This is a genomic window from Anaerobranca gottschalkii DSM 13577 (genome assembly GCF_900111575.1).
Lineage (GTDB): Bacteria > Bacillota > Proteinivoracia > Proteinivoracales > Proteinivoracaceae > Anaerobranca > Anaerobranca gottschalkii.
Map to the genome: position 1 here is coordinate 1 of NZ_FOIF01000049.1, position 14,469 is coordinate 14,469.

Annotated in this window: 13 protein-coding genes, 1 pseudogene and 1 other annotated feature; of the genes and pseudogenes, 7 read left to right on the forward strand and 7 right to left on the reverse strand. The window is 33.1% G+C overall.

The features are described from left to right. Positions 1-106 precede the first annotated feature (106 nt). Complete coding sequence (locus BMX60_RS09645) at positions 107-832, reverse strand: putative manganese transporter (RefSeq protein ID WP_177159768.1); 726 nt, start codon at positions 830-832, stop codon at positions 107-109. 329 nt (positions 833-1,161) lie between these two features. Here BMX60_RS09645 and BMX60_RS09650 point away from each other — a divergent pair, with 329 nt between their 5' ends. After that, positions 1,162-1,710 (forward strand): GNAT family N-acetyltransferase, encoded by a 549-nt coding sequence (locus tag BMX60_RS09650; protein WP_091351267.1) that lies wholly within the window; start codon positions 1,162-1,164, stop codon positions 1,708-1,710. Between the two features lie 323 nt (positions 1,711-2,033). Here BMX60_RS09650 and BMX60_RS09655 read toward each other — a convergent pair whose 3' ends face one another. The 4 genes from BMX60_RS09655 to BMX60_RS09670 all read right to left on the reverse strand — a co-directional run bounded on the left by BMX60_RS09655 (position 2,034) and on the right by BMX60_RS09670 (position 7,516). After that, positions 2,034-3,299, reverse strand: a complete 1,266-nt coding sequence (locus tag BMX60_RS09655) for an L-lactate MFS transporter (RefSeq protein WP_207648434.1) — start codon at positions 3,297-3,299, stop codon at positions 2,034-2,036. A gap of 131 nt (positions 3,300-3,430) precedes the next feature. Beyond that, on the reverse strand, positions 3,431-4,294 hold the full coding sequence (gene fba / locus BMX60_RS09660; RefSeq protein WP_091351268.1) for a class II fructose-1,6-bisphosphate aldolase: 864 nt from the start codon (positions 4,292-4,294) through the stop codon (positions 3,431-3,433). Between the two features lie 72 nt (positions 4,295-4,366). Beyond that, entirely contained in the window at positions 4,367-6,052 is a 1,686-nt protein-coding gene (locus tag BMX60_RS09665) for a glutamine--tRNA ligase/YqeY domain fusion protein (protein WP_091351269.1), read from the reverse strand. A 69-nt stretch (positions 6,053-6,121) separates the two neighbouring features. Then, positions 6,122-6,367 (reverse strand) — a binding site (T-box leader). Positions 6,368-6,448: 81 nt separating this feature from the next. Continuing rightward, positions 6,449-7,516 (reverse strand): oxidoreductase, encoded by a 1,068-nt coding sequence (locus BMX60_RS09670; RefSeq protein ID WP_091351270.1) that lies wholly within the window; start codon positions 7,514-7,516, stop codon positions 6,449-6,451. A 142-nt stretch (positions 7,517-7,658) separates the two neighbouring features. Between BMX60_RS09670 and BMX60_RS09675 the strand changes: the two genes are divergently transcribed. Further along, on the forward strand, positions 7,659-8,804 hold the full coding sequence (locus tag BMX60_RS09675) for a DEAD/DEAH box helicase (RefSeq protein ID WP_091351271.1): 1,146 nt from the start codon (positions 7,659-7,661) through the stop codon (positions 8,802-8,804). A 46-nt stretch (positions 8,805-8,850) separates the two neighbouring features. Here BMX60_RS09675 and BMX60_RS09680 read toward each other — a convergent pair whose 3' ends face one another. Beyond that, entirely contained in the window at positions 8,851-9,570 is a 720-nt protein-coding gene (locus tag BMX60_RS09680; protein WP_207648435.1) for a pseudouridine synthase, read from the reverse strand. Then, positions 9,563-10,936: an RsmB/NOP family class I SAM-dependent RNA methyltransferase gene (locus BMX60_RS09685; RefSeq protein WP_091351272.1), complete on the reverse strand. Its 1,374-nt coding sequence runs from the start codon at positions 10,934-10,936 to the stop codon at positions 9,563-9,565. The genes BMX60_RS09680 and BMX60_RS09685 overlap by 8 nt, the downstream gene beginning before the upstream one ends. 153 nt (positions 10,937-11,089) lie before the next feature. Here BMX60_RS09685 and BMX60_RS09690 point away from each other — a divergent pair, with 153 nt between their 5' ends. The 5 genes and pseudogenes from BMX60_RS09690 to BMX60_RS09705 form a co-directional block, all read left to right on the forward strand. Then, positions 11,090-12,007 carry a tetratricopeptide repeat protein gene (locus BMX60_RS09690; RefSeq protein WP_242945755.1) on the forward strand — a complete coding sequence of 306 codons (918 nt, stop codon included), beginning with the start codon at positions 11,090-11,092 and terminating at the stop codon, positions 12,005-12,007. A gap of 229 nt (positions 12,008-12,236) precedes the next feature. Then, positions 12,237-12,965, forward strand: a complete 729-nt coding sequence (locus tag BMX60_RS09695) for a DUF421 domain-containing protein (RefSeq protein WP_242945756.1) — start codon at positions 12,237-12,239, stop codon at positions 12,963-12,965. A 20-nt stretch (positions 12,966-12,985) separates the two neighbouring features. Beyond that, complete coding sequence (locus BMX60_RS09700; RefSeq protein WP_091351273.1) at positions 12,986-13,966, forward strand: YeiH family protein; 981 nt, start codon at positions 12,986-12,988, stop codon at positions 13,964-13,966. Between the two features lie 107 nt (positions 13,967-14,073). Then, a pseudogene (locus tag BMX60_RS11905) lies at positions 14,074-14,151 on the forward strand (MerR family transcriptional regulator); the annotation flags it as partial. 49 nt (positions 14,152-14,200) lie between these two features. Further along, on the forward strand, positions 14,201-14,469 hold a 269-nt coding region (locus BMX60_RS09705), incomplete at its 3' end, for a helix-turn-helix domain-containing protein (protein WP_177159656.1).

Below are 14,469 nucleotides of genomic sequence, written 5' to 3' on the forward strand. Positions count from 1 at the left end.
AAATAATGTCTTTAGATAGAGAAGAAAAACCACTAGTGAAGTTAGAAACAATAAAATGTCAGTTAAGGGAAATTTGGGAAAAAAGGGGGTAGGAGGAATTCTCCCCCTACCTTAAAAAGCTAAATAAATTATATTTGATTTCAAACCAATACATTATTAAAGCAAAGGTTAAAGCGGGAAACTTATTGATAATTGTTGCCCAAAGGGCACTTCTTCGATCAATGGCTATTAGAGGGAATAGGGCATCCCCGTCTTGTGAGATGGCATTTGCTAAGAGAGCGGAAAAAGGTACTAAACCATTTATATATAGGGTTACAAAGACTATCTGAGGACCACAGCCTGGAATTATTCCAACTGTTACCCCAATTATTATAGATATTATACCCGTTGCAAGTAACCAGTTTTCGATAATAATTTGCCCTGCTAGGTGGTCTCCCCCACCTACTCCAAAAGTTAATAGCTCATAGGCAAGATACCCGAAAAGTACCCACATAATAACAAAAGAGGTTTCTAAGGAATTTTGAATAAATGTTTTTTTTAAAGATTGGATTTTATCTTTTTCTGATTCTAAAGTATCATCCCTTAAAAATCTCTTTCCTTTGATAACAATAAATAGAGATAGGGCTGTTCCTGTAACACCAATGATTAAACCGAGATTTGGGATAAATAATTCATTGATGTCTATTTGCATCATATTTAAAATACCTAGGATTAAACCGAAGCTTATTAGGAACCAAAATCCATAGTTTACAAATTTCGAAGTAATTTTTTCTGTAGTGGTTAAAGGGGGAGTTTCTTCTTTTTTTCCCCTTGCTCCTCTTAAAATCAGCATCATCCGTTCAAATTTTTTTAATACAACAAACAGGAAATAAAAGTATTGTGGAGAATATTAATTGAAAGCAATTTTTTTTGTTGCATTTGGTTTAATTTTAAGTTTGTACTGTTATGAAAGAATGAGATAGGGTAAACCAGTTAATTTAAAAATTTTAATAAAATCTGTAAATCCTTCAATTGTAATATTGGAGGCATCATGGAGTTTGAAATTGACTAGGGGGTGCAAAGAACAAAGGGAAGGGGAGGATTTTATATGGGAATGTGGTGATACACAGTATTATAAGTAAGGCAAAGGCGGTATTATCTTCATAAGTTAAGGAGGCAAATATGAGAATTGAAAAAGATAATATTGTAATCAGAAGTGCTACTGTTGATGATGCTATTCACTTAAATAAGTGGTGGAATGACGGAAAGGTCATGGAACATGCGGGATTTCCCAATGGACTAGGGGAGTCTTTAGAAGATACTATTGAAAATATTAAAAGCAGGAATGACGAATTAAGGCAACTTTGTATTATAGAAATTGATGGTAAGGCTGTAGGTGAATTAAGTTACAGGATTAAAGGAGATACAGCATATCCTGGATGGAAAATATGTGATTTTAATTACCAGAACAAGGGATACGGTCCTAAAATCATTATGATGCTGTTTGAATTTCTTTTTACAGATGAAACCATTAATTCTAAATGTCCAATAGAAAGAATTGCTTGGGATACCATGCTTGAAAACAAAAGGGCTCAGTATGTTTACGAAAATAGAATTGGGGCCCGGAGAGTTGGAATAAGAAAAGACTGTTGGAAGGACCAGACTGGTAAATTGAGAACTGCTGTTGATTATGAAATTAACAAGGAAGACTTCTTTAGTGCCAGGAAATAAAGGTTTGAAAAAAATACATTTTATAATATTGCAATAAAGTAAAGGTACTATGTGCTAAAATCTAATGCTTTACTGAAAATATCATAGATTTGAATAGAGTCATGTATTCAGTAATACACGGTGAACCGTACCATAAATAACGTAGATTTTTTCTTAAATAATAGATCAGAAAATATATCATAAGATAAAAAAGTAAATAGAAAAAATAAAACTGTCGTCGATCACCAATAGTGCAAAAATCCAAAAATTCGAGCAGGAACTTTTGGATTTTAATGTAAAAAACAATGGATGATATCCCAATGGGATCATCCATTGTTTTTCAATTAGTTAGCTGCATTTATATTTACATAACCTACAGGCTGTTGTTCACTATTTTCCATAGTTTTAGATTGAGGAGATGAAATTTTAAGAGAAATAATAGCACCTAATAAACTTAGTATTGCAGAAACAATATAGCTATAGGTGTATGTTCCTGTTAAATCTCTAACAATACCTCCTAATAAAGGGCCAAAAACTCCACCAATTCCCCAAGCGGTTATAACTAAACCATAATTTAGACCGAAGTTTTTCATGCCGTAGTAATCGGCGGTAATTGCAGGGAAAACCGTTAGCATACCACCGAAGGTAAAGCCTACAGTAGCAATTCCTAAAGTTAGAGTAAAAGGATTAGTAAAGAAAGGCATTAACGCAAAAGCTATTACTTGAATAAAGTACATGGCTAAGAGGGAATTTTTTCGCCCTATAGAGTCTGAAATTACTCCCCAAGAAATTCTACCTAAGGCATTAAAAATAGCATAAATAATTGTAAGGGTAAAAGCTTTTTGGATACCAGCTTGCTCCAATCCGATATTTGAAAGTTGACCTATAACTAAAAGCCCAGCAAAGGTTCCGAAACAAAAAATAGTCCAGATCATATAAAATTGTTTAGTTTTTAAAGTTTCTTTCCAATTATAATCTAAGGAATTTGAACTTATAGAAGTTTTCTTTGCTGATACTTTCTTAGGCTGTGGAGGTTCATAATTGAGGGGAGGATTATTTATTAACTGTGCTAATAACATTATTCCTGTAAAGAAAGCTATTCCTAGGATGTAAAAAGTTTTGGCAACACCTTGAGTTTCTATTAAATATGTCGTTAAAGGAGCTACATAAACTGGGGCAAGGCCAAAACCACTTACTACTATTCCTGATATAATTCCCTTTTGAGTTGGATGAAACCACTTAATCGCTGCAGGAGTAGGTGCTGCATAGCCCATTCCCATAGCCATTCCAAAAATTAGACCAAAACCAATAACCAATGCCGGTAAAGTTAAAATATATCCAGATAAAACTAAACCAATACCTGCTAAAATAGAAGAAATCATAATAACAAATCTTGGCCCTAACTTATCTTGTAACTTTCCTCCAGGTACCATAGAAAAGGCAAATAGGGCACATGCTACCATATATGGTATTTGAGTTTGTGTAGCTGTCCAGCCAAATTCACTTCTCAGAGCTTTTGCTATAACACCCCAAGCATATAATGTTCCTAACATAAGATTAACTCCTAGACCTGCTAAAACTACAACTAAACCACGATTTTTTGTTTTCAACTTAATAGGTCTCCTTTCTATAATGTTATCCACTGTTTTATAAAAGAATTTTTTCACAAACTTTATTATATAACAACTTGTTTAAAATTAAAAGCCCCAATTTTCCATTGGGGCTTTTGTAATTATTATTTTTAAGCTTTGTTTATAGAGCCGAAAAGCTCCATTTTTTCCTTAACAGTCTTTTTGATTGCTTCATAACCAGGTGCTAAGATTTTACGGGGGTCATAACCTTTACCTTGTAAATCTTTACCTTCTTCAAAATACTTTCTAGTAGCTTGGGCAAAGGCTAATTGTTTTTCAGTATTAACATTTATTTTAGCAACACCTAAAGAAATAGCCTTTTTAATCATATCTTCTGGAATACCAGTTCCACCGTGTAACACTAGTGGCAATTCACCGGTAGCAGCTTTAATTCTTTCTAAGGCTTCAAAGTTTAATCCTTGCCAGTTTTCTGGATATTTTCCATGGATATTACCGATACCAGCAGCAAGCATATCGACACCTAGTTCAGCAATTGCTTTACACTCTTGAGGATCTGCTATTTCTCCAGTACCTACTACACCATCCTCTTCTCCACCAATAGAACCTACTTCAGCTTCCACAGAAATACCTTTAGAGTGAGCTAATTGAATAATTTCTTTAGTTTTTTGGATATTTTCTTCGATTGGGTAGTGGGAACCATCAAACATTACAGATGTAAACCCTGCTTCCATAGCTTTTATAGCTCCTTCATAACTACCATGGTCTAGATGGATTGCTACAGGAACTGTTATGTTTAATTCTTCAATCATGCCCTTTACCATACCAACAATGGTCTTATAACCGCCCATGTATTTACCGGCACCTTCTGATACCCCCAAAATAACAGGAGAGTTATTTTCTTGAGCAGTGGTAAGTATAGCCTTTGTCCACTCTAGGTTATTGATATTAAATTGTCCTACAGCATACTGACCAGCTCTAGCATCCTTTAACATTTTACTAGCAGAAACTAACATTAAATTACCTCCCAAAAATTTATTTGTCCTTTTTTATTATACCCTAATTTGGAGAAAAAGGAAGATTTATCATTACTTCTTTTTCCAAGAATCTTTTAAGGGAACGATTCTGTTAAAGACCAGCTTTTCTTTAGTGGTATATTTACTATCTACACAGAAATATCCTTGTCTGATAAATTGAAACTTATCTCCAATACTAGCATCTTTAATAGTAGGCTCAATTACACAGTTAGTTAATTTGATGAAGGATTGGGGGTTAATTTTTTCTTCCCATGTTTTAGTTTCATCTTTAAGTAAATCGTCATCTAAAAGCAAGCGATCATATAGATGGACATCTGCATATATACAGTTTTTAACAGGAACCCAGTGGATTGTTCCTTTTGGTTTTCTTTCATTAAAGCCACTACCACTCTTTGTTTGGGGATCATAAGTACAATGGAGTTCTACAATTTCACCCTGTTTATTTTTTATTACTTCGTTGCATTTAATAAAATATGCTCCCTTTAAACGAACTTCTACACCGGGGGATAACCGCTTAAATCCCTTTACCGGTTCTTCCATAAAATCTTCCCGCTCAATGTAAATTTCTCTACCAAAAGGCACCATTCTTGATCCTAATTGGGGATTTAGACTGTTATTTTCAATTTCTAAAAGTTCTTCTTCCCCTTCAGGGTAATTAGTGATGACTACTTTTAAAGGATCAAATACTGCCATTACTGTATTAACCTTTTCTTTGAGATCTTCCCTTAAGCAATGGTCTAACATAGATATATCTACTGTACTTTGATCTTTAGAAATTCCAATTTCCCCTAAAAAGCTGTGAATACTCTCTGGGGTATATCCCCTTCTTCTCAATCCTTTGATTGTCGGTAATCGTGGATCATCCCAGCCATCTACATAATTACCATAAACTAATTCTTTTAAATATCGTTTACTTGTTACTACACCGGTTAAATTAAATCTACCAAACTCCCTTTGTTTTGGTGGTTCAGGGATTTCTAGCTCTTTAAGGAACCATTCATATAAAGGGCGGTGGTCTTTAAACTCTATGGAGCATAGGGAATGGGTTACCCCTTCAATAGCATCTTGCAGAGGATGGGCATAATCGTACATTGGGTAAATACACCATTTGCTTCCCTGGCGATAATGTTCAGCATGAATGATTCTGTACATAACAGGATCCCTCATATTGATATTTGGTGAAGCCATATCAATCTTTGCCCTTAAAACTTTAGAACCAGCAGGGAATTCTCCGTTCTTCATCCTTTCAAATAAGTCTAAATTTTCCTCTACACTACGGTTTCTATATGGGCTTTCTTTCCCCGGTTCCGTTAGTGTACCCCGATATTCCCTTATTTCTTCAGGGGTTAGATCACAGACATAGGCCTTTCCCTTTTTAATCAATTGAACTGCATATTCATAAGTCTTTTCAAAGTAGTCGGATCCATATAAAATTCTATCTGGTATAAACTTTAGCCAATACATATCATCAATAATCGCTTGGGCATACTCTTCCTTTTCTTTTAAAGGGTTAGTATCGTCAAATCTAAGATTAAAGGTACCACCAAACTTTTTAGCAATTGTATAGCTAATATTGATGGCATAAGCACTACCTAAATGTAAATATCCATTAGGCTCCGGTGGAAAACGGGTACATATTTCTCTACTGTATGTACCATCTTTTATATCCCTTTCAACTTCTAAATGGAGAAAGTTATAAGCTAAGGGATCTTTAACCACATTATTTTCTTCAGCCATAAATATAACCTCCTTTATTATTTAAAAATTATTTATAAAATAAAAACTTTCGTCGCCAAGACCTTAAGCCTTGGGGACGAAAGTTGCTTTCGCGGTGCCACCCCAATTTATCAATATGTCACCATATTGATCTTAGAAGGTATATCAATACCTATGCTCTATAACAGGAGCTACTGTCACAGCATCCCCTTTAAGCTTAAAGGTTCCGTGTGAAGCTCAGAGCCTTGGTTCAATTAAATGTTCATACTCCTTTCCAGCTACCGGAGCTCTCTGGCAAGAACAAATTTAATCTACTCTTCTCATCATCGCCATAAAATATTCAATTATTTAATATTAGTTTTTAACTTTTGGTGTAATATATACTATCAAAGGTGGATTTTCTTGTCAATAAATACTCTAAAAATTTAGTGTTTTAAACCAAGGGCAAGTATGACCATCTACGCTATATTTACATCTAGGTTTACAATGATAACATAAATTTACATCTTCACCTTTTATAGCTTTATTTGTCCAGTTAGGATCAGCTAATAAAGCTCGTCCTACTGCAACCATATCAATTAAGTCATTTTCTAAAAGATATTCTGCTTCCTTTGGCACCCTTATACCAAATACACAAGCTACTGGAATATTAACAGCTTTCCTGATTTCTACACCCATATAAGTGATAAAAGAAAAGGGGAAATCCTTTGGTACATCTAAATTTTTGATACCAATACCATTAGAGACATTTAAAATATCTACACCTGCTTTTTCTAATTCCTGAGCTAAATATTTATCTTCAACAAAAGTAGGGTCATTTACTCCAAAGCGATAACCAATTATGAAGTCTTGTCCACAAGCTATTCGTATAGCACTGACAATTTCTAAAGGTAACCTAAATCTATTTTCCATGCTACCGCCGTAGAGGTCATCCCTTTTATTTATTAATGGTGAAGTAAATTGATTGAGGAGATAGCTGTGGGCACCATGAATCTCGACACCGTCAAGGCCAGCTTTTTTAGCACGGATTGCCCCGTTTATAAAGTCCTCTTTTACCTTCTCTATATCCTCTAAAGTCATAGGTATGTATTGGGTAGAATTATCTTTAGTATTATTTTCTTCAATAGGAGAAGGAACTAAAACTTTATCACCTACTGATTTCATACCAGCGTGAACAATTTGAAGAATTACTTTAGTTCCTTCTTGATGACACTTTTGGGCTATCTTAGCGAATTGAGGTATGTGTTCATCTTTCCAAATTCCCAATTGACTAGTGGCTAATCGCCCTTCTTTAGAAACGGCAGCAGCTTCAATAATTATTAGTCCTGTACCTCCTTCAGCCCTTAGACCATAGTGTCGTTGACGGTCAACGGTTTGGAAACCATCATCATCGGCCCAGTTAAAACAGACAAGGGGTGGCATTAAAATCCTATTTTTTATCTCTTTACCGTTGATGAGGATAGGTTTACTAATAACAGTTGCCATATAAAAACCTCCTAAACTTTTTACCTTAATTATACACTAAAAAGAAAAAAATAAAATATAATGGGGGAAATATATTAATTAGCAAAAAAGGTGATATAATAAGGGAAAATAAATCAAAGTGATTCTGAAAGGAATGTTGCAGATGAAAAAGGATAAAGAAAATTGGCAGATATTAGAAAGATTAAAACCCTTTATTAAAGAGGCTTGGGAGAATCATAAATTTTCTAAACCAACTCCAATACAATTAGAAAGCATACCCCATATTTTAGAAGGAAAGGATGTAATAGCCCATTCTCCTACCGGTACTGGAAAAACTTTGGCCTACATAATTCCTTTGTTAGAAAAAATAGATCCTAAGAATAAAACAGTTCAAGGGTTAATTTTAGCACCTTCCCACGAACTAGTGATGCAAATTTATGGAGTAATAACAGAATGGTCCCAAGGCTCTGAAATAAAAGCTATTCCATTAATTGGAGGAGCCAACATAAATAAGCAAATAGAAAAGCTTAAAGAAAAACCTCAAATAGTTATCGGTTCAGTAGGCCGGGTAATAGAGTTGATGAACCTGAAAAAGTTGAAATTACATGGAATAAAAACTATTGTACTAGATGAATTTGATGCACTGATGGCAAAAGAACATATAAATAAAATTAAAACTATTGTCGATGCCACATTGCGTGATAGGCAAATCTTATGCTTTTCCGCAACTTTGCCAAGGGAAGTAGAGGAACTTGCGTTAAGCTTAACTAAAAATCCTCAACTGATTCAAATCAAAAAAGAAGAAAGTGGTAGTAATACCCAACATTTTTATATCGAAGTAGAAGGAAGAAAAAAGGTAGATATCTTATCTAAAATATTGAAGAATGAAAAAATGAAAGTTCTATGTTTTGTCAACAACCATCATAAACTTTTAGAACTAGAAGCAAAATTGACCTTTAAGGGCCATACATTCAAAGTTCTATCAAGTAATACAGGGAAAAGGGAAAGGGTTGATGCTATCCAAAGTTTTAAAAAGGGAAAAATTTTAATATTATTGGCTACAGAAGTTTCTGCTAGAGGACTAGATATTCCTGGGATAACCCATGTGATAAACTTCGATTTACCTTACGATGAAAAAGGATATATCCATAGAAGTGGAAGATGTGGGAGAATGGGTGCTAAAGGGACAGTTATCTCTTTAGTAACAAAAAATGAAAGCCTTCAGTTAAAGAGAATTTGCCGTAAAATAAAAGGAATATCATTAAAAGAAAAAGTGCTATCCTTTGGTAAACTGGTAGATTCCCAATAATTTTTCTTCCTCTATTTTTAAAAATTTAAACAATAAAGAACTAGCTTTACTTAGTTAGCAAAGCTAGTTCTTCTTCTGTTAAATGTCGATATTGACCTAATTTCAAATTTTCATCTAACTTTAAATCACCCATGGCAATACGTTTAAGATAAATTACCCTTTTACCTACTGCCTGAAACATCCTTTTTACCTGGTGAAACTTGCCCTCATAAATGGTTAATTGGATTTGGGAAATTTCCCCTGATTTAATTATTTCTAACTGGCCAGGCATTGTGCGATAACCATCATCTAAAGTAACACCTTTGCTAAAGATTTCAACATCCCTTTGAGTTACTTCACCTAAAACATCGGCATAGTAAATTTTAGGTACCTTTTTTTTAGGGGAAGTGAGTTTATGGGCTAGTTTCCCATCATTAGTTAAGAGGAGAAGACCCTCAGTATCTTTATCTAACCTACCAACTGGAAAAGGTTTAAAGGCTTTATCTTCTTCTTTTAAAAGGTCTACTACCACTGGATCTCGATCATCTTCAGTAGCCGATAATACACCCGGTGGTTTATTCATCATAATATAAATGAATTCTTTATAAATAACAGGTTTACCACTCAAAATAATTTCATCACAATAGGGATCAACGTAAGCTGAGGGATCATTAGCCAATTCTCCATTTATAGAGACTTTACCAGCTTTAACTAACTTTTTTATATCTTTTCTCGAACCAAAGCCCATATTAGCTAATACTTTATCTAATCGCATCTTTTTACCCATTCTTCATTTCTCCTTCTTCATATTTCCAACCAGGGGGATACTCATTTTTCAACCATAGGTCTGAACTTTTAGCCCAACCTAGTGGATAATGATCTATAGAAATTAGATGCCAACCTTTAGGCCACTTAATTCCTTCAAGGGAAATTGTCTCACCTTTTAAGTATCGGATAGCTAAGTTTAGGTCCTTTTCATTATTAGAATTTAAGTGTACTATCTGGACCCCTTTTTGACATTGATCTTTGTTTATAGCCATTGCTAGAGCTTGACTAGGTTTAAAACGGCCTTTTTGGATAGTACCTAAAAGAAAGCCAGATCTTAAAACCTTTAAGCCTTTCAAAGACGGCAAATCTTTATTTTCCCAAAGAATATGTCCTTTTCTCTCTACTAAAAACCCATTATCAGGTAGAAGAGAAAATATAAAGGAAGGATCTTTCCAAATATCCATACTAAAATCTTTAAGGGCGTCCAATGATTGTTTATCTAAGGTATAACTATTTTTATCTTGTGAACTTGCTGGTGAAATATCTCTGGTATCCTTTAAAACAGAGACAAAATGCCCTTCTCCTTTAGCTAGATGGGGCCAAATCCTTTGACTTTTTTCCAATGAGAATTGGGGATAAGATTTGAGAAAATTATTTACTTGAAACTCATTTTCCTCTGGGGAAAAAGTGCAAGTAGAATACACCACCGTTCCACCAGGTTTAATTAGTTTAGGTATCCAACTCAAAATCTCCCTTTGCCAATGGACATATTTATTAACTTCTTCTTCACTCCAAACCTTGATCATTTGGGGATCTTTTCTAAACATTCCTTCACCGGAACAAGGGGCATCAACTAGTATTTTATCAAAAAAGCTTTGGAAATATTGGGCAATATTTTGAGGACTTTCATTTAGAACTAGAATATTTTTTACTCCATATCGTTCTATGTTTTTTAATAAAATTTTACTTCGCCGTTCATTGATATCATTAACTACTAGAAGGCCAGTATTATTTAACTTGGCAGCTAATTGTAAAGATTTTCCTCCAGGAGCTGCACAAAGGTCTAATACTTTATCATAGGGCTGGACATCCAACAACTCTGCCGGTAACATAGCACTAGGTTCTTGAATATAGTAGAGGCCGGCATAGTAATATGGATGTTTAGCAGGTCTGTATTTCTCATCATCGTAATAAAAACCATCACTACACCAAGGTATTTGATCTTTAAGGTATGGTAGTTTTTCTGATAGTTCTTGGGAGCTGATTTTCAATGAATTTGCTCTAAGACCTGAGTTTTTTGGTTGATTATAGCTGTCTAGGAAACTAGGAAACTCTCCCTTTAATAATTCTTCCATTTTCGTTAAAAAGGGTTTTGGTAGCTCCATAAAAATAACCTCTTTTCTTTTACTAAATATAACTAAATTTTATAATACTTTAAGGGATTTTTCTAGATTAATAATAGTAATTACCGGTATAAAGTTATTAGATGTGTTAAAATAATAATAAAAAATTTAACAAAAAGGTCAGGGATTGAAGGTATGGAAAAAAGTTATATGTTAAATAATTATAAGATTATAGGTAATCAATTTAGGGAGAAAAATCAATTAGATAAAGCTTTAAAATACTATTTGAAAGGGTATAATCTCTATGGTGGTGAAAATGATCCTGAATTATTGCTAGAATTAGGGTTGTTATTTGGGGAAATAGGTGATCTGGCTCAAAGTGAAAAAATTTTAAAACGGTTAACAGAAATAGATCCTCAAAATCCCAGTGGTTACTATAGTTTAGCCATTACATTAGAAGAAATAGGTGAAATACATAGAGCCATTGAAAGTTATAAAAAGGCAATTGAATTAGATCCTAAGTATTATCATGCCCATTTTTTTCTGGCTAACATTTATGATGAATTAGGTGATAAAGAAAAAGCAATAATCCATTATAAAAAAACTATTGAGATAGAAGAAAATTACTTTTGGGCTTATGTAAATTTAGGTTCAATTTATGAAGAACTGGGGGATTATCAACAAGCATTGGAATTGACAGAAAAAGCACTTAAAATAGATGGAACCAATTATAAAGCTCTATTTAATTTAGGTGTAATTCACAAAAAATTAGGAAATATAGAAAAGGCAAAGGAATATTACTTAAGAAGTATTGAAGAAAACCCCTATTATCCTTATTCCTATTTTAACTTAGCCCATATTTACGGGGAAGGAGGGGATTATTTAACAGGTATTAAATTATTGTCAGAAGGGATAAAGAAGAATAAAGATATAGCGGTCCTTTACTATAATCGGAGTTGTTATTACGCTTTAATAGGTAAAAAAGAAAATGCTTTACGGGATTTAATTACAGCGACTCGACTTGATGAAAAGTTAATATCATACATGAAAAAAGATAAAGAGCTTGATAGTATTAGGGATATGAAAGCTTATAAACTACTTTTTGAAGAATAGGAAAATAACCGGTGGGTCACCACCGGTTTATAAATATTCCCTTTTTACCAAATAATATAATAATAGGAAACCTAAAATTACAAAAATAATGGTAAATAAAACTTCAGTGAGTATTGACTCCATTTTTATTCTCCTTCAAGAATTTTTCAATATATATATTTCCTCATAAGTATTTAAATAATTACAGAATAAATAAAAAAAAACTCTAATGAAAAAATGGGGTGTAATTATGGAATTTTTAGAGGTAATAATTCAAACAGTATTAGCTTTTTTTACAATATTGTTTGTAACCAGGTTATTAGGTAGGCAACAGATTTCTCAACTAACACTCTATGAATACATAAATGGCATTACCTTTGGATCTATTGCAGCAAATTTAGCTACAGACCTAAATCAAAAAACTTATCAGCATCTCGTTGGCTTAGTCCTTTTTGGAGCTTTAACAGGTTTGGTATCATATATATCTTTAAAAAATCGCCCTTTTAGAAAAGTAGTAGAGGGAGAACCTATATTAGCTATACACGAAGGAAAGTTGTTAGAGCAAAACCTTAATAAAGCAAGATATAGTGTAGATGAATTAAATGAATTACTAAGGAAAAAAGATTGTTTTAATATAAATGATGTTCAATATGGTATATTAGAGATAAATGGAGATCTTTCTATAATAAAAAAACCTGAGAAAGATAATGTTAAAATCGAGGATTTAGCCATCACTAAACCTAAGGGAGATGGTATAGCTACTGAGTTAATCATTGGTGGCCAAATTATCTATGAAAACTTGCAAAAGAAAAACCTAAAAGGAAAAGATTTGTTGAAAATATTAAAAAACTATAATGTTAAGGAAGTTAGTGAAGTTATGTATTGTACCATTGATACTAATGGTAATTTTTATGTAGATACATATCATGATAACTTACAGGAAAAAGTGGATTTTAGTGAAGATAATGAAAATGTTTAAACTTGGGAGGTTTTATATTAATGCTAAGTGTTATTTCTAATCTATTAGGAGTTATTTTCATAATATTTCTTGCTTTTATTTCAAAGTCTTTAAATAATCTATTTAAACCTATTATTACCCTAGAGGCAATAACCATTGGAATAATCCTCGGTATGATTATTAAAAATACTATAGGTGTTTCAGAAAAAATTGATAAAGGAGTAGCCTTTATCAGCAAATACTTTTTAGAACTAGGGATTGTACTTTTAGGTTTTCGTTTAACATTATCTGGTTTTGCAGTATTAGGTTTCAAAGGGATTGTCATTATAGGTCTACATATTCTAATAACTATTATTTTAATTATATTCTTAGGAAAGTATTTAATAAAATGTGATAAAATCTTTACAGCTTTTCTGGCGGTGGGAACAGCAATTTGTGGTTCATCGGCAATAGCTGCTTTAGCACCTATAATGAAAGATGAGAAAAAGGCCCCTGTGACCATATCACTAGTTAACTTAATGGCAGCTATAGGGGTATTGATATATACGGCAGTAGGGCACCTAAATTTCCTTACTCCTTGGCAATACGGTTTTTGGTCTGGTTTAACATTACATGGAGTTGGACATGCTATTGGAGCAGCTTTTTCTTTAGGGATAGAATCGGGGGAAATAGGGACAATTGTAAAGATGACAAGGGTAGCTTATTTAGCACCGGTTATTATGGTTTTTAGCATCTTTTCTACTACTGGTGAAGAAAGGGAAAAATATAGACTCAAACTACCTAGCTACCTATATTTATTTTTTCTCACTTCCATTATAAACGGTTTAAATCTACTACCCTTTGATATTTCCGATTATTTAGGGGGATTAAGTTCAGACCTCATCCTTCTAGCTATGATAGCTTTAGGGTTAACCGTCGATTTTTCTTCTTTTAAAAATCAAGGGTTAAAGGGTATAATATTAGTTGTATCGGGATTTTTGCTGTCTTCTTTTCTAGGATTGGCAATTTTATCGGCTTTATAAAAACTTAAGGGGGTAATTTAACAGCTAACAAAACATTATAGAAATTTACGCAATATTCTTGAATTTATATAATTTTTATATTATGATAAATTCAAGAGGTGATGATAATGAAATATTATAACATAGGGAAATTTGCAAAACTTATAGGTAAAAATCCTCAAACATTGAGAGAATGGGATAAAAAAGGTAAAAGGGCAAATAAAGTAAAGAAAATGATTAAGGAGCTGGTAGAAGATGATAAAGACCTATAAAGTAATGCTTCTACCTAACAACAAACAAAAAACTAAACTAAAGGAATGTGCAGGAGTAGCAAGATGGGCATATAATTGGGCTTTAGCTACAGAACAAGAGAATTATAATAACGGTGGTAAATTTTTAAATGATAGAGAACTTAGGAAAAGATTAACTGAGCTAAAAAAGACAAAAGAATACTCATGGCTTAATGACTATTCAAATAATATAACAAAACAAGCTATTAAGGATGCCTGCCTAGCATATAAAAA